The organism is Oerskovia sp. NPDC060338, assembly GCF_042726295.1.
Lineage (GTDB): Bacteria > Actinomycetota > Actinomycetes > Actinomycetales > Cellulomonadaceae > Oerskovia > Oerskovia merdavium.
Genome location: NZ_JBHXCQ010000022.1, coordinates 1 through 17,256, shown reverse-complemented (window position 1 = coordinate 17,256; position 17,256 = coordinate 1). Strand labels below are relative to the sequence as shown.

Below are 17,256 nucleotides of genomic sequence, written 5' to 3'. Positions count from 1 at the left end.
CTCGGTGAGCGTTCTGGTGCTGAGAATGCCGCCGAGCTAGACGGGGTTGCGCAGGAACTCGTCGACGGCGTGGCGGCGGTGCTCGTCCACGGGCAGGATGCGCCCCAAGGTCACCAGGCGGGCCGCGAGGTCGCGCACGGGCACGTTGTGCTGGTTGGAGGTGCCGCGCAGCAGCTGGAATGCCTCGTCGATCGTCAGGCCGTGGGTGACGGTCAAGATGCCCTTGGCCTGCTCGATCGTGCCCCGGTGCGTCGCTGCAGCACGGATGTGCTTGCCTGCGAGGTCCTGGGCGCGCTGGGCGATGGGGGCGGTGTTGTCGATGAAGTACCCCATCAGCTCGGCCACCTCACCAGTGTCGGGAGACAGGCGGCCCTGGCCGACCAGTGTCACGATCCGCTCCTGGCCGCGAGCGTCCATGATGCGGTGCACGCTGTGAAACGGGATACCGGACCCCTTCGCCGCCTCGAACACCTCTCGGAACCGTTCACGGTCCGCCGGGTGCTTGTGCGCCAGGACCAAGGCCGTCGTCGGGAAGACCTCGTACGGTTCGAACCCGTGGATGCGGTAGGTCTCCTGCGACCACCACCATGCCTCGGTCGTCAGGTCGTAGCGCCACTGGCCGGTGAGCCGTGGGACAACCTTGCCAACGTGCTCAACGGGAACGCGTCCTGCGTGATCTTCGATGGACATGCCGAACCGCTCCTCAGAAGAAGGTCTGGTGAGCCGGCTGCCTGACTCGGTCGCGCCCCTTGACCGTACGCGCGAACCACCCACATCACTAGGGCGAAGTGGCTTCTGAGTGGCAAGTCCCCCTTCCTCCCCACCACCGCAGGACGAGCCGATGCCGACCTGCCGCGGTACAGGCCTTCGGCAGGTGGGTGGCAGTTAAAGAGCGGCGCCGCCGCACTCCCCCGCGGTCAGCGGGACTCATGGCCGACGCGTCGTACCCGATGGCAGCCGTGGCCGGCCCTCGGCCCGATGGTTGTCGTAGTCGGCCCGTGCTGGCGGTGTCCGAGTCGCCGCAGCCAGGTGGTCGCCTGCCTTCGATGCGGCCATGCTGCAGCGCCAGGCGGTTGTTCCGCGGGGAGGTGCTAGGCCTTGTTGGTCGGTGCGAACAGCGGTTCGGCGGCCGTGGCCATCTCGAGGTCGGCCGTCGCCTGGATGAGCGCGAGGAGCTCGGGATCGAGACCGGGAGAGAACTACTCGTACCGTTCCCGGGCGATGGTCGACGGCACACCGGGCGGGGCCTGTTCGGTCGCGTCGAGCTCGGTCCCGTCGTTCGAGGGCGACATCCCCTGGAAGATGCGCCCGGCCTCCGAGGCGCCCTCGAGGTCGAACGTGTACTGCTTGGACTGGAGCCCCAGGTCGACGAGCTTCTTGACCTCGGGGAACTTCTCCGCGTTCGTCTTGGGTACGGGCAGCAGCTTGCCCCAGTCGACGCCCAGCGTCTCGAGGGCCCGGGCGTAGGCGTTCTCGTGCGCCTGGTCCCTGACGATCAGGTAGGAGATCGTCGACCGAGCGGTTGTCGGTCATCTCGTAGATCCGGCACTTCTGCAGACGTCCCGTGGACTCGAGCATCAGGTTGTAGAGCAGGTCCAGGACGAGGTTTCCCGAGTTGTAGACGTAGCTGCCGCTCCACGGGTTGCCGGCTGCGTCGACGGGCAGGGCACCTTGAGCCGCGACCAGGTAGTGATGGATGTTGCCCTCCCCCAGGGCCAGGTCGAGCGGCGTCTTCCCGCCGCCTCCGGGTGTGTCGAGAGGGTCGGTCTTCTTCCCGTTGTAGCGCGGTGAACCGTCGAGGAGTCGAGCGATCGTCGTGCCGATCAGCTCGACGTGGCTGATCTCCTCGGTCCCGATCCCCTGGAGCAGGTCCCGGTACGGCTTGCCCGTCGGGCCGCGGAAGTTGATGCTCTGGAACAGGTACTGCATCATCGTCCGCATCTCGCCGAACTGGCCGCCCAGGCCTTCCTGGAGGGCGTTCGCGGCCGCCGGGTCGGGTTCGTCCGCCACGATGTCATTGATCAGTCGCTGCACGTGCAGATACATCTCGAGCCTCCTCGGTGAAACCGATGTGGATCCGTCCACCGTGCGCACACACCTGCTCCACTGGCATCTGGGGCGGTCGATCAATCGTCTGTGCGAGGGGCAGTGCCCGTGCGACGACCGGCCAGGCGCGTGACCAGATAGAGAGCCACGCCTAGGAGCACCAGGGCTCCGGCTCGGAGCCAGGTCTGCGGTGCCTGCTGGGTCAGGAGCAGGACGCAGCTCCCGGCACCGAGCACCGAGCACCGGCACCGCTACGGCGCTTGAGGACGAGTACATCGGGAAGCCGGCGCCCCGATGTCTCCCGCCTCGTGTACCCGCTGACGTCCACCGACCGCGACGCCGAGTGGGCGTCTTCACAACTACCGAGGTGTGCTCGACGCCCCAACACGGCATAGGTCAGGCATGAGCCCAGACGCGACCGCGACCGTCACGACGGCGGGACCCAGATCATGAGCTTCAACGCGAACGTCCCCGGGCTCGACCCCGGCTCGGTCAGTCAGCGCGCCCGAGTGGCCCTGTTCGCGGCCCGCGACGAGCGTCCCGACGAAGACCTGACCACCGCCGAGGTGCGCATCCTGAGCCGCATGGCCCGCCGCGCGAACCCCGGACTCGGGTTCTTCCCCGCGACCGACGCGATGACCTGGCTCACCCAGGACGTGTGGTCTCCGCACATCGACGAGATCGCGGTGCGCCGCGCGCTGGCCCTGGACTGGACAGCGATCCGCTCCCTGACGCACCTGGAGTACGAGGAGCTCATCACGCGCCTGGCCCGCACCTACGACCCGTTCGGTGACTACGACATCGACCCGAGCGCGGTCCGCTCCCCGTACGGCGACGTCGTCGAAGGCGAGCGGCGCATGGGCGACCGTGCCCACGCGTTCCGTGACGCACCCATCGCCGACCAGAGGACGCTGCGCCGCGCCCTGGCCCACCGGCTGTCCAAGCCGGACGCCCCCAACGAGCCGAAGCCGCTGACCCAGTCGGAGATCGCCGCCGACCTTGGGGTGGCCCCCTCGACGCTGCGCCTACTGCTCGCGAAGGTCGGAGCCACGAAGGTCGACGGCCGCTGGGTCGTGACCGACCAGGTCCTGGTCGCGGTCCGCGCCGAGCTCGCGCAGAAAGCGACGACGTGCGCCGAACCCGCGTGCAGCAACGCCCTGCGCAGGCGTGGCCTGTGCGAGATGCACTACCAGCGCTGGCGTCACGCCGAGAAGAAGTCCGCGGCAGCCGCCAACGTGAGCGCCGCGGCGGCTTGAGACTTTCCGCGCCGGGCGCCCCATGAGCAGGGTGTCCCCGCCGAGAAGGAGAGAGCGATGAGCAAGCAGACGATCACCCCCGCACAGCACGCCGCGTTGCGTGCCCTGCACGGTTGGACGTTCAGCGGACGCTCCGCCGGGGCGACCGCGCGGGCCATGGGCACCTTCCACCCCGCGAACACCGCGCGCGTCCTGGACCGCCTGGTCGTGATGGGCCTGGCCGAGACGTGGGACACCGCCAAGGGCGTGCGCCGCTGGTGCCTGAGCCCGGCCGGTGAGCAGTTCATCGTCGACACCCGTGCCGCCCAGACCCCGCCGGCCAAGGCCCCGCCGGTCCTGGCCGACTGCCAGATCTACGACTCGCGCGTGAAGCTGCCGTGCTCGGCGACCGACAGCGGCGGCGTGCGCTGCACCCGCACCGACGTGCACGGCAAGGACCACGAGATCGACGCGCACACGATCGCGCACGCCCTGGCCGGGAACGGCTACCCGTGCCGGATGATCGCTGTCGAGAGGACTCCGAGCCGATGAGCACCAAGATCTACAACGGGTACCGCCTCGCGCCCGGGACGAACATCTTCGACCTCGTGCCCGACCTGGTGCAGGCACTAGGCCCGGTGCGTGACCGGCTCGACGCGCGCGTCCTGGCCGTGAAGGCCACCGCCATGATCGACGACGCCGACCTCGCCGGGTCCCCGCGCCCCCGGTCCCCGCTGACCAGCGCCTACCGGGACATCACCGACGAGCAGGCCAAGGCCCGGCCCGGGACGTGGGAGCACGCACCGCACCGGTTCGAGGTCGCCGTCGGGTCCGACCCGGTCACCGGCACCCTGCTCGCGCTCACGTTCAGCGAGCAGCCCGAGCTGCGCGAAGCCTTCGAGTCCTTGGACGTCGTGCACGAGTACGGGTACTGGAACAACGCCGACCTCCCGGACGAGGTGAGCGAGGCCGAATGGGACGAACGCCGAGACGCATGGGCGCGTGTCCTGCCCGGCGACGGAGTACCCGCCGACACCATGTGGTCCTGATCGCTGCGCCCGGACCCTGCCGGGTCGCTGTTCGACCTGGCCCAGCCTCAGTACCAGGCCGTGCACCCGCTCGTGCTCGACCAGATCCCGACCAAGGGGTGGCGCCTGAGCCGGCTGGTCGCCCGGACCCGCCTGGACGCGCTGGCCGGGTCGCTGACGGACTCCGCCGACGTCATGGGCCACGCGTTCGAGGCGTGGCGCGTGGACGGCGACCTGCACGCCCGGTGCACCGACCTGCTCGGTGACCTGGACGCCGCGGACCTCTCTGGTCGCGGTGACCTGGACCGCGCGCGCACCCACGCGCTGCGCGACGTGCTCGACGAAGACGCCGCAGGGTGGGCGAGCCAGCGCCGACCAGCACCGCAGAAGGACGGTGACTGACGTGGTGAGCCGATCGGTCAGGTTCGCGTGCACGACGTGCCGCACCGTCGCCCTGACCCCGTGCACCAAGCACGACGAGCAGGTGCTGACCGTCAGCTCGCGCTGGCGTGCACCCAAGCGACGCGACGCCAAGGCGTGGGCACGGGTCCGCGCCGGGCAGCTGCTGTGGGACGGGGCCGCTGTCGATCGCGCCGCGGTCCGGGCAGCCAAGCGTCGACGCACCGCCGAGGCTGCTGCCCGTCGCCGGGCACGTCTCGACCCCGGCGAGCGCGCGCGGCCGTAGCCTCGGACCATGAACCGAACCCTCACGGCTGCCGCAGTCCTCGCTGTCCTCCTGGTCACCGGCTGCACGGCGGATACCCGCGAGGGCCCCACGACGGCCGGCCCCACCCTGATCGGGGCCGAGCTCACCATGGACGTCGTCCTCAACGACGACGGCACGGTCACCGTGACCGCAGAGTCGAACCTGCCGGACGGGACCGAGCTGGGCGCGTCGGTCTTCGCCGAGGGCGTGTTCAACGCGAGCGACCAGGCCGTGTTGCAGGACGGCGAGGCCGAGTTCGGCCCGTTCTCGCAGAAGGGCGCAGCCCTGCCGGCCGGAGCCTACGACGTGAGCGTCACGATGCCGATCATGTTCGGCCTCAGGCTTGTGCGACGACGTACCGGTAGGCGCGCCCGCTGCCAGGAAGCGGCACCTTGACCGTGCCCGCCTTGACGCGACCGGCCATGGAACGCACCGTGCGCGAGGGCTGCGGGGCCATCGAGACGTCCAGCTCCTGGTCGGCACGGAAGTCGGCAAGGGCGCGCCACGCCGAGGCGGCGTCAGCGAAGACCCGCTCGGTGAACGAGGGCACCGGCATCCCGGACGAGAACTCGATCGCGGCGCGCACAGACACGGTTGGCTCCTCAGGGTCGATCAGTGGTGACACCCATCTCGTGGGTCCGACCACCAGCAACGTCCCCGGCTCAGCGAGCCGCGTGCATCCACAGTGCGACGTCGAGCAGGCGCAGCTCGGTCGTGTCGTAGACGCACGTTCGTCCCTCGGCCGCCGCGGTCGTCAGCGCCCGTGCCAGCGCCGCCTCGATCGCGTCGAGCACGGCCGGGTCCGCGACGAGCGAGCGGATCACCTGGATCTCCAGGCGCCCATCGCGGGCGGGCTCCAACCCGAGCAGGCGGCGCACCAACGTGTCCCGCACCGGCAGCAGCCGCGGTCGCTTGCGCGCGGCCAGCTTCGCCGCGGTCACCCACGGGTCCGACTCCGACTTCGTCGTCGGGTCGGCCAACGCTGCGCGGGCCTTGTTCGTCAGGTCCCACGCCGCGTCGAGCTCAGCCGCGCTCGCGTCCACCAGGTCTGCGCCGGTCGGCGTCGCAGCCAGGGCGGCGAGGAGCCCGTCGCGCAACGGCCCGTCCTCCAGCACACGCCTGGTCGCGCCGGGCCCGACCGTGATCGCGAGCATCGTCAGGGCGTGCAGGTCCGCGGCCGTGACGTCCATCGGGTCGTTCGGCTCGATGGACGCGAACGTCGCCCCGGCATAGTTGCCCGCCACGTCGTAGTACCGCTCGAAGCGGACCAGGCTCAGTGCGTCGAGCGCGGTGCGGTGCGCGGCGTCGAGCACACCGTCGGGGACAGGGGGCCACGTGTCGGGCACAGGAGGGAGCATGCGGTGACCGTAGCGGCAGCCGACGACATCGCCGGGCGCCACGACGACGCTCCCCCCGGAAGTCACCCGGAGTTCTCGCCGGCATTCCAACGCGCTCGAAGGTGACGCCCGGCCTGCCGCACGCTCGCGGGGAACGCGGACCCCCACCGAGCGCGCAGCCGCTGGCGTGTGATGGCGCGACCTTCTCGACGGATCTCGCGCTCCTTGTCCTTCGCGCGGCGCGCCGGCTCGACTCCGCGACGTCGCCACCATCGACCGGCCGAATCGCGGAACGTCACCTCCAGCTCGACGTCAGGTTGCTGATTCAGCATGGAGAGCGAGCACAGCAACATCATGACCACCTTGCCCCTCGGGCCGACCGGCCCACCCGTCACCTCGAAGTCCCATGGGTCATCAGGGCCGCTTCGCCCGTACGCGCGCACGAGCGTCAGACCGACGAGTTCGTCGCTGCCGTTGTGGATCTCCGCGACCACCACGGCCGCTGGCGGGATGTTGACTGCGCGCAATCGCGGATGGCCCCGAACCGTTTCCACTGACCCGACGTCGCCACCCATCACGGTCACCACCTCCCGCCAGGCCGGAACGCGGCCAAGGTGCGTAACGGTCGAGAGCACGACCTCGACGTGCACGAGTCGTGCCTGCGCCCACCGTCTCGCCCTGACGTCACGCGTGTACGCAATCGCGGCCACGAGGAATGCGAGCCCCGTACAGATCGCGGCGAGCCAGTCCGGCCACGAGCCCGGCTGGACCCGACCGAAGAAGTCACTGATGGAGGCGAGCACGGCCACAACCTACCGGCCGCTCGGCCACCCACGACGCGCGCGCCACGCCCAAGCCCAGACCTGACCACCAGATCCCCGGGCCCCGCGACCGGTGCGCGACAGCGCCGAGCGGCCGATAGGCCAAGGCCAGGTCGAAGCTGGCTGGCAGACCGGCAGAAGACAAGAGGCTCGTCGGCTTCGGTCGCTGGCGCTCCCTTCGCCTCCTCGCGCTGGGGTTCGGTTTGTTGTTCGTGTCGTCGGGTCGTTGTTCGTGGTGTTGTTCGTGTCGTCGGGTCGTTGTTCGTGGTGTTGTTCGTGTCGTTGTCTGGCGGTTCGTTGGGGCTGTTCGTGGTGGCGGTGACGCTGCGCGTCACGTGGCGGCGGCTGTTGTCCTGGTCGGCGTGTGGCGCTGCGCGCCACCGTCGTCGGGTCGTTGTTCTGTTCGTGGCGCTGCGCGCCACGTTGGTCGTCTTGTTGGTCTGCTCGTTGTTCGGGTGGCGCTGCGCGCCACCACCACCCCACCCGGGTTGTCGTCTGTGTCGGCTTGGCCGTGTTCGTCTGGTGCGGTTCGTTGGCGCTGCGCAGGCGCCACCCCACCCTGGTTGTTCCTGCTCTACTCCTCCGGTGGCCTGAGGTGCCTGCCTGGTGCGGCACACGTCCCGTTCGTCGCTGCGTCACACGTCACGACAGGCCGCCACCCCACCACCTGGCCTGACCGCGCCGAGACGACCCCGTCAACACACCAGTACGAGCCGAACCGGGCAGAACCAAGCCAGCCACCACGCCCCCGCAGGGGCCACCGTGACGCGAAGCGGCACACACCACCGTCACGAAGACGGCACGCGAAGCGGGACGACGCCCCCACGGCAGCGGCACGCGAAGCGGGACGCCACCCACCAGGCAAGGCCCCCCGGGCCGCAGCCGAAACCACCACCGTGACGCGAAGCGGCACGCACCCCACGACCAACCAGTGCAGTGAGCCCCAGCGAACGAAACGAGACACACCCCCACCCCGCGCCACACGCGGCGCACCCCGCCCAGACCAACACCACCAGAAGAAGGGGGCGGCGAGGGTGGGGGCCGCGGTGGTCTGTACGGCGCAGAAGCGTCCGTTTCATTCTCCTCGCCCCCTCTGCCCGGTACGTGCATCCGCAGGCAGGTTCGAGGCCTGTCCCGGGGGCGCGTTCTGCGCATAGGTGACAGGCATGGGAACCAAGGTCGAGGCATGGCAGTTGTCCCCCACCGGGGCGGGGGTAGGTGACGTCCTGGTCGCGGTGCAGCGGGCCGGGCTGTTCACGACGCAGTCGCTGTCGCAGTTCGGGTCGGTGACGTTGCTCGTGGCCCGACGTGACGGCGCGCAGTCGACGTACCTGGTGACACCGGCCTCAGCCGCGTCACGCAAGGCGGCGGACCTGCTCGCGTCCTCGCTCGGCGCGACAGCGGTCAAGGCCGAGGTCCCGGTCGACGTCCTGACCTCGACGCCGAAGATCCGCCAGCTGATGTTCCAGCCGTTCTCCGGCACGTTCCGTGAGACGCAGCAGGGCGCTGACCCTGCGGAGCAGGCACGCCTGCTGGCCGCGTCGATGACGGACGGGCAGTGGCTGGCGATCACGTTGCGCGGGCCGGGCCGCTTCGAGTACCGCCGCCACTCGCGCTGGCTGGCCACGCGCATGGCCACGTTCCTGCCGACCCACCACTCGTTGGCGTCCGAGGCGGTCATCGGGTCGTTCTACGTCGGCGCCGAGCACCCCTCCGACGCGGACGCGCTGCTGCGCCAGGTCGCCTCGACCATGCCTGGGTTCGACCTGCCGGTGCGTACCGGCCGGGTCGTGCCGCGCACCGTGTGGTCGATGATGTGGCTGGCTGCGGCGCTGGTCCTGTGGACGGGGGCGGCGCTGCCCGCGCTGGCGTCCTCGCTCGTACCTGCGGGGCTGCCGTGGGCGGGGGCACTGACCTCGACGCTGCTGGTCGTCGCGACGCTGCTCGCCCTGCCACCGGCCGTGATCGGGTACGCGATCGGGCGCGGCGCGATCCCCACCCGTGACACCCGCCTTCGAGCTGCCGCACGCAGCGGCCTGTTCCCCGCACCCGCGCACTACGAGATGTGGCGCGGACCGTGGACCGCACCGACGAAGGGCGGCACCGACAACGACGGCCGCCAGGTCAAGGCACGCCAGGGCAACTACCCCGTCTCTCACCGCTCGTTCGTCCTGGGCCCGCACCTGCCGGTCCTGCTGTGCGCACCGCACGCCGGCGCCGTCTCGGGCCAGATGTCGACCGGGGGGCGCCCGGTCCCGCCGCCGCTGCGTCAGCGGGTCGGCCCACTCCTGGGGTACGACCCCGTCGGCAACCCGGTGTACCTGTCGGCCGCGGACCTGGTGGGCGGGACGTTCATCTCGGGGCGCCGAGGCAGCGGCAAGACCCTGCTCCTGAACGGCATGTACGCGTGGGCGTGCCTGGACCGCGTGCGGCCCTGCGGGCTGCCCGGCACGTTCGGTCGCAACCAGGCCCTGGTCGCGTTCGAGTCCAAGGGTGAGGGCGCGACGAAGTACCTGGAGTGGGCGCACGCGATGGGTGACAGCGCCACCCTCGTGGAGGTCGCCGACCCGCAGGGGTGGTCCATCAACCTGCTCGACGTCCCGGGCACGTGGAACGACCGCGGCCTGTTCTTCGCCGACATGCTCAAGTACGTCCTGGACGACGGCGCGATCGGCCCCTCGTCCTTCATGGGCCTGGCGTCGTTCGGCGCCGCCGCGCTCGCGCTGACCGAGACCGAGGCCGGGCGCACCGTCCTGGCGCAGGTCGACGGCGTCGGCGCCGACGTCGCGCTGATGGACCTGATCTACATCCTGGTCGGTGGCCGCGGTGACGAGGTGGCGGTGCGGTTGGACGCCGAGGTCGCCGGTGAGGCTGCCCGGCTCGAACGGCTCGGGGCGCCCGACCCGGGGCTCAACTGTGCGCGCGACGCCCTGCGCCCGTACTACGGCGGCAACACCCCGAGCTCGCGCCGCGACGCCGTGGCTCCCCCGCGCAACAAGATCTTCGCGCTGCTGGCCGCAGGTCACTGGTGGTCGGGCACGCGCCCCTCGTTGACGTGGGACCAGATCCTGACGGGGCTGCGCTCGGTCGTGGTGAACACCGGCCCTTCGGTCATGCGCCCCGGTGAGGACCTGCCGGCGGAGGTCGCCGACCAGATGGCCGGCATGCTGATGTTCTCGTTGCAGCGCGCCATCATGCGCAACTGCGCCGCGTGGGGCGAGCAGGGCTACTCGGTCGCGATGTTCGCCGACGAGCTGGCGCTGCTGGCCGGGTCCGACGACCGGGTCATCACGTGGCTGCACGACCAGGGCCGCAGCTTCGGGGTCCGCTCCGCGTTCGCGACCCAGCGTTCCTCCCAGCTCAGTGAGCGGGTGCGCGAGTCGGTGATGGACTACTCGACGCTGATCGCGTTCCGCCAGTCGAACGAGGGGGCCGCGGCCCCGATCGTCGCGGACCTGGCGGCGGACGGCTCACCGTGGTCGGTCGCGGACATGGTGACCTTGCCCCGGTACACCGCAGCGGTGCGCACCGCGTTCGACGACCAGCGCCAGACGCCCTTCACGTTCAAGGCGCACTACTTCGCCGGTGACGTCGCAGGCTTCCCCGAGCTGCAAGGCTGGACGCCGGGGGCCGGGCCAGAACCCGTTCCTGCCGCGGCAGTCGCTGACGCCAACGACCCGGAGGCGGGCTGGTGAGCGCCGCGACGAGCGCGACGGCGACCGGCACCCACCTGAGCGAGATCGCGTCCCCGCTGCCCGACGGCATGTTCGGTGCCCGCGAACGCCTCGACCCGTACTGGGACGGGCTCTGGGTCCAGGGCTCGCTCGCGTCCTGGGCCACCCGCACCGACGTCGAAGCGATGAACACCGCGGGCCTGGTCAACGCCCCCGCGTGGATGCTCGCTGACCGCGACCAGGCCGTGGCGCGAGTGCGCGAGGACGACCGTCTGCGCGACCGGCGCATCAACATGCTCGGCGCCGTCAACGCCTGGCGCACCCTGACCGCCGAGCAGCTCGTCGCGATGACCGGCGACCTGGGTCTGGCGAACTGGTCCGAGCGCGCGTACAACAAGATCGTCGCTGACTCCTTCAACGCGCACCTGGTCGACCTGGGCCGGTTCATCGCACCGGTGGGCGCCAGCGCCGGGTCTTCCAACGCCCAGCTGATCCGCACCACCCGCTCGGAGGTGTTCGACAAGGACATCGCCCCGCACCTGACGTACACCGAGCACGTGCGCGTCACCGGAGGTTCGGGCTGGAAGAGCGCCGGGCAGTACGACCGGCACAACGTGCTCGCCACCGAGCTCGGGCTGCGCGTGAGCGAGCTGTGCGGCGCCGAGGTCGGGGCCGTGCTCGGCGAGCTGAACTGCCCCGTCTCGCTCCTGTCCTCCACGTCCAACGGTGGGCCCGGCGAGGACATGATGGGCAAGACCGCAGACCTGGCCGTGATCCGCGGCGACGGTGCACGCCTGGCCGTGGAGATCACCGCGTCCGTCTCGGGCAGCTTCACGACGAAGGTGAACCGGTGGGCGAAGGTCCTGGCGAACAGCCCGTGGGACCTGACCGGGCTCATGGTCGTGTTCGTCGTGGCCCCGCCGGTGGCCCGCACCTCCCGCCAGTCCGTCGAGCGCGAGGTTCGCACCGCGGTCTCGAACGCCGTCAAGCACTTCCCGGGCACCGCCCGCACGGGCTGGACGGCGGACCGGATGGCGGTCGTGCGCTGGGACGAGTGGTTCCCTGCACGCCACCACGTCAGCGACGAGTTCTTCGACCTGTCCGCGTGGCGCCCCACCGGCCCCGCGGACGAACGCTGGCAGCGGGTCGGCCTGCTCGACATCTTCGATGTCGCGTTCGAGCCGCACCCCTCCCACGACCCCAACCTGATCCTGGCCGCGAAGTCCTACCTGCCTGGGGTGGCGCACTGGCTGCGCCGCGACCTGCCAGGGGTGCACCTGTGGCCGTTGGTCGTGCGCGCCTCGGGCACCGACCAGATCCCGGTGCCCGGTTCACGCAACGCCGGCCAGGCCCCGGCCACGAAGTTCGCCCAGCCGCCCGGCGCCGCATCGACCCCGCGCCCACCGGGGCGGTACGGCGTCAAGACCTCGCGCGCATAGGTCTAGGCATGGACTCCACCGACCGGCCGGTCCCCCGCACCATCGACCACGACCGCTACACGCTGCGCCACCCGTGGCCGGTGGACTGCAAGGTCCAGGGCGGGTCGAGCGGCCTCGTGCTCACCAGGTCCAACGGTGCGTACGGCACCGCGTTCGTCGAGGCGTTCCCCGCCGAGCCCAAGACGATCATCCGCGGCGAGGGCACAAGCATCACCGCGGCCGAGGACGCCGCCTGGGAGAAGTACACGCGGATCACCGCCGGTGACCACGAGCACGAGTTCGAGACGCGCGGCTACCGCAACGGCGCCGGGTTCTGCACGCACTGCGGCCTGTTCGCCTCGGGCGTCTTCGACCTCGCCGAGATCGGGTCGGTGTGCACCGTGTGCGGGGTCGGCACCTACTGGGAGAGCATCGGCGAGGCCCTGTACTGCCGCGAGCACGCCCCCGACCGCGCGCAGATCAAGGCGATGCGCGCCCAGCTGCGGGCGGCGGGCAAGGACACGGGACTGGGCCAGCTCGGGGAGATGTTCGAGGCGCTGCTCGATGAGGAGGACGACGCCGACTCCGCATAGGTACCGGTGGGCGCGGCACCTGCCGCGCCCCCACACCACACGCAGGAGGACACCATGCCTGGTCGCTTCGAGCCCAGCAGCGAGGACCGCAAGAAGATGAACGACTGGATCGCCTCGACCGGAGGCAGCCGGCTCATCATGGGCGTGTTCGCCGTCGTCGTCGTCGCGTTCGTGATCGCCGCCTTCACCGGCTGACGCGCGAGACCCGGGCGCACGAGGGGCAGGTCATCCCTGCGTGCTGAACCGCCGCCACGCGATCAGGAACCAGACGACCGCGACGACGATCGCGATCGGGGCGATGACGAAGACCAGCACGGAAACCACCAGGGCTCCGATCGCACCGACTCCCCACCACTCGCTGCTGGCCGTGTTCGCAAACCACGCCATCGGCGGGTACGAGAGCAGGGCCAGGACAGCGGTCCCCATCGCGACATACGCTCGAAGGAGCGCAGCACGATGGCGCGGTGCTGGCGCTGCGTCAGGCGAATCGTCAGTGACCGGCCCCTGCCTGCGATCCATGGCGGCGAGTCTCCCACGGGCCTGCCGGTACGTCGCCGCCCCGCGCGTCCGGCACGCCCTACCCTGTGGGCATGACGACCAGCCAGGACATCAAGGGCCAGCTCTACGTCGCGGCACAGCCAAGCACGAGCGACCTCATCGCGGCGCGCGAGATTATCCTCGACGGCCTCGCCGATGGCACCTCGCTCCACGCCAACGACTTCGTTCAGCGTGTCCTCGCGCCGAGCGGCATCGACGCGCACGGCAACGAACAGATCCAGGTCACCAGGGGTAGCGACGGCTCTCGCACGACTATCGACCCGAACCACCCGTCATTGATGCGGGTGCGAGCCCGGGCCGCGGTGCTCGAAGTGCTCGCCGAGCTCAACGCCAACGGCGTCGTCGTGATGGTCCAGGGCGACAGCTACAACGAGGTAACCGACTCGGTCCCGGTGCACGAGGTGTACGGCGGGGGTTCCTCGACCGGCAACACGTCCTTCCCCTCGCGCGTGCCGGTGTTCGGGCACGAGGGTCGGTGGAGGCTGCTGCGCCCCGAAGCCCACCACCGCCACCAGCTCGCGCGCGAGAACCTGGTCGATGGGCTCGACGACGTCCTGGGCCCCCGCGGCATCGAGGTCCTGCGCGAGGCCGTCGCGTGCTTCCACGCCGGCCGGTTCCTCGCCGCCGCCGACCTGCTCGCCGCAGCGAGCGAGGCCGCGTGGTTCGTCGTCGGGGCGGCCGCCCACGGGCACGACGGCAAGCTGGACGACCTCGTCGCGCGAGGAGAGAGCGCCGCGGACGTCATCCACCGCACCGACCAGGTCATCCGCCAGCAGAAGGCACTCGCCTCCCAGACCCTCAACGACGTGCGCGCCCAGGCGGCTCACCTACGCGACATCCGCAACTACGGACTGCACCCCGTCGGCGCGGCGGACGCCGACCGCGAGGACGCCTTCACCGAGCCTGGGTGCGCCGTGCTGTTCATGAGCGCGCGCCGGTACTTCACTCACCTCGACAACGCGCGCCTGGCGCTCCTGGACTCGGCACCCACCTCGTCGACCTGATGATCCTCGGCGATACTGGTCGGGTGCCGACGAAGCCACGCACCGTACCCGCGCTCCTGACCGTGCTCGCGGTTGTCACGACCCTCGCCGCCTGCCGGACACCGGCACTGGAGACGACCCCCGAGGCCGTCACCCAGACTCCGCCGCAGACGCAGGCTCAGGAGCGCGTCATGCACGGCGCCGGTCCCGACGAGGTCGGTCTGGTACCGAACGACGGGGACGTCCCCGACCAGCTCTCGCAGGACGTACTGGTCGTGACGAACGTCGTCGACGGCGACACGGTCGACGTGTCGAGCGGTGAGCGGGTGCGCCTGGTCGGTATCGACACCCCGGAGGAGGGCGAGCCCTGCTACCAGGAGGCGGGCGACGTGCTGCGCAACCTGGTGCTCGACCACGAGGTCACGCTCACCCGCATGGGCACCGACCGGTACGACCGCACCCTGGGGTACATCGACGTCAACCCTGGCATCTTCGACTTCGACCCTGTGCCGGACCTGCTCGTCGATGGGCTGGCCGTGCCCCGCTACAACTCGACGGACGGTTACGGCGCACACCCGCGCGAGGAGGAGTACGCGCAGTTCGCAGCCGAGGCGACGACGCCCGCGTGCGGGCAGCCCGCGCTCACGCCCGAGGCCCCGGCGCCGGTCCCCGTGCCGGAGGTTCCGGCCGTGCCGGTGCCCGACCCTGTCCCCGCGCCGCCTCCTGCACCCAAGGACGACGGCGGCGACTACCCGGGCTACACCGGGCCACGCTGCTATGCGCCCGGCGGCAAGACGTGGAAGCCGTGCCCGGAGAAGGGGTGAAGTCTCGGGACAACGTCGGTGCGACGCCATAGCCTGCAAGCCATGACGACCCGACCTTCGCGCGTGAACGACGGCAAGCCGCGCAAGCCGCCCACCCCTGCGGCGCTCCTGCGGATGTTCATGGACCTGGTCAACGACCACCAGGTGCTCATGGATGCCCTGCCGGCCGAGTCGGTCTCGGTCACCTACCCCGCTCGCGGCACCGACCCGCACTACATCGCGCGGATCGTGCGCTCGGCCTCCATCCGCAAGTTCGTCGACCTCCCGACCGACCAGGTCTACCTGACCAAGATCTTCGAGGCGCTCGACGAGCTGCTGCCCCCGAACCCTGACATCCAGCTCGCGCTCCTCAACGCCCGCACGACCTTCGAGCGGTTCCAGAAGTCCTCGTGGGCGTCGTTCAAGTACGGCTCCGAGCCGGCGCGCAACGTGCACGACGTCGTCGACGATCTCCTCTACGGCCGGTTCGCGCACTCGGACTACACGAAGTACCTGTACTCCAACGTCCACCGCAGGTTCGGCACGGCCGAGCAGTCGCTCATGAGCTGGCTGCACGACTCCGAGACGCTCGTGCTCATGACCCGGCTCTCGATACAGGAGTGGACCGAGGACGGCACGCTGACCCTCGACGACTCCGCGCCCAAGGCCACGTGACCCGGACTTCATCCTTCTCTCCTCGTGCGCCGCGGCAATACGTTGACCCCATGAGGCGCAAGGACCGCGTGCAGCAGGTGGCCTACTCGCTCGGCTCGGCGGACACCCTGGGGTCGCTGGCGTCGGTCGTCCAGGAGAGTGCGCACACGGCGGCGACCCCGACGCTGCGGATCTCCATCCTGGTCGAGTTCATCGAGACCCACCGGGACTCCGTGTACCGCGAGCGGGCAGCCATGCGGGTGCCGTGGTGGAAGCGGAACCGGGTCGACTCCTACGCGCAAGGGTGCGTCGATGCGGCCAGCGCGACGTTGGCCGTGCTGAACCTGGCGCCGGGCCAAGACGAGCCTGGCGGGGACCAGGTGGAGGTCGAGCACATCCTCGGCTACCTGCACCGCAAGGAGGAGCGGTGGCGCGCGATCGTGAGCACCGGGGGCGTCGCGACGTAGTGTCAGCGGCCGGCGAGAGACTGGACGGGTGACGAGGAAACCAGACGACCGGGACTTCTCGATGCTCGTCGTCAACACCGGTGGCAGTGGCTTTCTGAACCCGCGCACCTACGACCCTCCGCTGCGTGCGAGGGTCACGACCGCGACGTACGGCCAGGGCACCCAGACCTACGAGCTCGACGTCGTCGCGAGGTACAAGCAGTGGCTGCTGGTGCGCCAGGTCGCCCCCGGGTGGGGCGAGTGGCAGGCGTGGGTGCCGCAGTCGCACTGCACCCGGATCTGATCGCAGCCCCGCTCCTGGTGGGCCTACCCTGGCCCTGTGATTCTCCACGCCATGATCCAGCCCATCCCCTCAGACCCGCGCGCACCCGAAGCCCCTGCCGAGGAGGTCACGTTGGAGGCCCCGACGTACGACCTGCTGCGCGAGAAGCTCGACGCCGAGCTGCCCGAGGGATACCGAGTGCTGTGGGTCCGGACCGCCTGAGGTCAGCGTGCTGCGCGGCGTGCACGGGTGAAGTCGGCCGTGGCAAGACCCCGACAGCGTGACGTGCAGGGGGTCGCGTCACGGTGCCGGGGTCTCGCGAACGAACCTACCAGTCCGTTTTGCGTAAGTACCAAGGAGGCGCGCGGGGCGTCCGGGCATTCCGCGCACCCTCGCGCACAATCGCCCAGATGGTCACCAACAGGATTTACGTCCTGTTCCGGGCGCCCACCCGAATGCGGGGCGCGATCTCTACTTTTGGCGCATCGGTGACCTACCACTCTGTTCGGACATCGACGTCCCAGCTCGGTTTCGCACGTCGAGGGCTTGGCCTCTACCCCCCAAACGGCCCGGCCATGCCCCAAGTGGTCCGGCTATGCCCGAAAAGCACCACTCCAGAACTCCTCCCGGCCCGAGGTCGAGTGGATTGATATAAGTGCAGGTCAGAGCCC

Annotated in this window: 21 protein-coding genes and 1 pseudogene; 16 read left to right on the top strand and 6 right to left on the bottom strand. The window is 70.4% G+C overall.

The window, feature by feature from the left end:
* Nucleotides 1-36: 36 nt before the first annotated feature.
* Both ACFWGN_RS21050 and ACFWGN_RS21045 read right to left on the bottom strand, forming a co-directional pair.
* Nucleotides 37-690: a PAS and ANTAR domain-containing protein gene (locus ACFWGN_RS21050; RefSeq protein ID WP_377619685.1), complete on the bottom strand. Its 654-nt coding sequence runs from the start codon at nucleotides 688-690 to the stop codon at nucleotides 37-39.
* 401 nt (nucleotides 691-1,091) lie between these two features.
* Nucleotides 1,092-2,046, bottom strand: a pseudogene (locus ACFWGN_RS21045) (manganese catalase family protein).
* Nucleotides 2,047-2,495: 449 nt separating this feature from the next.
* Here ACFWGN_RS21045 and ACFWGN_RS21040 point away from each other — a divergent pair.
* Genes ACFWGN_RS21040 through ACFWGN_RS21015 form a run of 6 tightly spaced genes read left to right on the top strand, consistent with a single transcriptional unit; the run spans nucleotide 2,496 to nucleotide 5,411 of the window.
* The gene (locus ACFWGN_RS21040; protein WP_377619683.1) at nucleotides 2,496-3,302 is read left to right on the top strand and encodes a hypothetical protein; all 807 of its coding nucleotides are present in this window, start codon (nucleotides 2,496-2,498) and stop codon (nucleotides 3,300-3,302) included.
* Between the two features lie 57 nt (nucleotides 3,303-3,359).
* Nucleotides 3,360-3,833, top strand: coding sequence for a hypothetical protein (locus ACFWGN_RS21035; RefSeq protein WP_377619682.1), 474 nt, complete (start codon nucleotides 3,360-3,362; stop codon nucleotides 3,831-3,833).
* Complete coding sequence (locus tag ACFWGN_RS21030) at nucleotides 3,830-4,330, top strand: hypothetical protein (RefSeq protein ID WP_377619680.1); 501 nt, start codon at nucleotides 3,830-3,832, stop codon at nucleotides 4,328-4,330. The genes ACFWGN_RS21035 and ACFWGN_RS21030 overlap by 4 nt, the downstream gene beginning before the upstream one ends.
* Before the next feature lie 60 nt (nucleotides 4,331-4,390).
* On the top strand, nucleotides 4,391-4,711 hold the full coding sequence (locus ACFWGN_RS21025; RefSeq protein WP_377619678.1) for a hypothetical protein: 321 nt from the start codon (nucleotides 4,391-4,393) through the stop codon (nucleotides 4,709-4,711).
* Nucleotides 4,704-4,994, top strand: coding sequence for a hypothetical protein (locus ACFWGN_RS21020; RefSeq protein WP_377619677.1), 291 nt, complete (start codon nucleotides 4,704-4,706; stop codon nucleotides 4,992-4,994). Before ACFWGN_RS21025 ends, ACFWGN_RS21020 begins: the two co-directional genes overlap by 8 nt.
* 9 nt (nucleotides 4,995-5,003) lie before the next feature.
* The gene (locus tag ACFWGN_RS21015; protein ID WP_377619676.1) at nucleotides 5,004-5,411 is read left to right on the top strand and encodes a hypothetical protein; all 408 of its coding nucleotides are present in this window, start codon (nucleotides 5,004-5,006) and stop codon (nucleotides 5,409-5,411) included.
* Here ACFWGN_RS21015 and ACFWGN_RS21010 read toward each other — a convergent pair.
* The 3 genes from ACFWGN_RS21010 to ACFWGN_RS21000 form a co-directional block, all read right to left on the bottom strand.
* The gene (locus ACFWGN_RS21010; RefSeq protein ID WP_377619675.1) at nucleotides 5,353-5,607 is read right to left on the bottom strand and encodes a hypothetical protein; all 255 of its coding nucleotides are present in this window, start codon (nucleotides 5,605-5,607) and stop codon (nucleotides 5,353-5,355) included. The two genes, ACFWGN_RS21015 and ACFWGN_RS21010, sit on opposite strands and share 59 nt — an antisense overlap.
* 70 nt (nucleotides 5,608-5,677) lie before the next feature.
* On the bottom strand, nucleotides 5,678-6,373 hold the full coding sequence (locus tag ACFWGN_RS21005) for a DUF6308 family protein (RefSeq protein ID WP_377619674.1): 696 nt from the start codon (nucleotides 6,371-6,373) through the stop codon (nucleotides 5,678-5,680).
* A gap of 62 nt (nucleotides 6,374-6,435) precedes the next feature.
* On the bottom strand, nucleotides 6,436-7,155 hold the full coding sequence (locus tag ACFWGN_RS21000) for a hypothetical protein (RefSeq protein WP_377619672.1): 720 nt from the start codon (nucleotides 7,153-7,155) through the stop codon (nucleotides 6,436-6,438).
* Nucleotides 7,156-8,339: 1,184 nt separating this feature from the next.
* Between ACFWGN_RS21000 and ACFWGN_RS20995 the strand changes: the two genes are divergently transcribed.
* From ACFWGN_RS20995 to ACFWGN_RS20980, 4 genes are read left to right on the top strand one after another with little or no spacing between them, the layout of a single operon-like run.
* Nucleotides 8,340-10,868: a hypothetical protein gene (locus ACFWGN_RS20995; protein ID WP_377619670.1), complete on the top strand. Its 2,529-nt coding sequence runs from the start codon at nucleotides 8,340-8,342 to the stop codon at nucleotides 10,866-10,868.
* Nucleotides 10,865-12,286: a hypothetical protein gene (locus tag ACFWGN_RS20990; RefSeq protein WP_377619668.1), complete on the top strand. Its 1,422-nt coding sequence runs from the start codon at nucleotides 10,865-10,867 to the stop codon at nucleotides 12,284-12,286. Before ACFWGN_RS20995 ends, ACFWGN_RS20990 begins: the two co-directional genes overlap by 4 nt.
* 8 nt (nucleotides 12,287-12,294) lie before the next feature.
* The gene (locus ACFWGN_RS20985; RefSeq protein ID WP_377619666.1) at nucleotides 12,295-12,858 is read left to right on the top strand and encodes a hypothetical protein; all 564 of its coding nucleotides are present in this window, start codon (nucleotides 12,295-12,297) and stop codon (nucleotides 12,856-12,858) included.
* A gap of 54 nt (nucleotides 12,859-12,912) precedes the next feature.
* Nucleotides 12,913-13,053 (top strand): hypothetical protein, encoded by a 141-nt coding sequence (locus tag ACFWGN_RS20980; protein ID WP_169834177.1) that lies wholly within the window; start codon nucleotides 12,913-12,915, stop codon nucleotides 13,051-13,053.
* Nucleotides 13,054-13,083: 30 nt separating this feature from the next.
* Here the strand turns inward: ACFWGN_RS20980 and ACFWGN_RS20975 are convergent, their stop codons facing one another.
* Nucleotides 13,084-13,284, bottom strand: coding sequence for a hypothetical protein (locus ACFWGN_RS20975; protein WP_377619664.1), 201 nt, complete (start codon nucleotides 13,282-13,284; stop codon nucleotides 13,084-13,086).
* A gap of 164 nt (nucleotides 13,285-13,448) precedes the next feature.
* On the opposite strand from ACFWGN_RS20975, the gene ACFWGN_RS20970 reads away from it, so the two are divergent.
* Genes ACFWGN_RS20970 through ACFWGN_RS20945 form a run of 6 tightly spaced genes read left to right on the top strand, consistent with a single transcriptional unit; the run spans nucleotide 13,449 to nucleotide 16,807 of the window.
* Complete coding sequence (locus ACFWGN_RS20970; protein ID WP_377619662.1) at nucleotides 13,449-14,420, top strand: hypothetical protein; 972 nt, start codon at nucleotides 13,449-13,451, stop codon at nucleotides 14,418-14,420.
* Nucleotides 14,421-14,443: 23 nt separating this feature from the next.
* A complete protein-coding gene (locus tag ACFWGN_RS20965; RefSeq protein ID WP_377619661.1) occupies nucleotides 14,444-15,223 on the top strand; it encodes a thermonuclease family protein in 780 nt (259 codons plus the stop codon).
* Between the two features lie 42 nt (nucleotides 15,224-15,265).
* Nucleotides 15,266-15,877 (top strand): hypothetical protein, encoded by a 612-nt coding sequence (locus ACFWGN_RS20960; RefSeq protein ID WP_377619659.1) that lies wholly within the window; start codon nucleotides 15,266-15,268, stop codon nucleotides 15,875-15,877.
* Nucleotides 15,878-15,927: 50 nt separating this feature from the next.
* Nucleotides 15,928-16,323: a hypothetical protein gene (locus ACFWGN_RS20955; protein ID WP_377619657.1), complete on the top strand. Its 396-nt coding sequence runs from the start codon at nucleotides 15,928-15,930 to the stop codon at nucleotides 16,321-16,323.
* Nucleotides 16,324-16,351: 28 nt separating this feature from the next.
* On the top strand, nucleotides 16,352-16,606 hold the full coding sequence (locus tag ACFWGN_RS20950) for a hypothetical protein (RefSeq protein ID WP_377619655.1): 255 nt from the start codon (nucleotides 16,352-16,354) through the stop codon (nucleotides 16,604-16,606).
* A gap of 51 nt (nucleotides 16,607-16,657) precedes the next feature.
* Nucleotides 16,658-16,807: a hypothetical protein gene (locus ACFWGN_RS20945; protein ID WP_377619653.1), complete on the top strand. Its 150-nt coding sequence runs from the start codon at nucleotides 16,658-16,660 to the stop codon at nucleotides 16,805-16,807.
* Nucleotides 16,808-17,256: the final 449 nt, after the last annotated feature.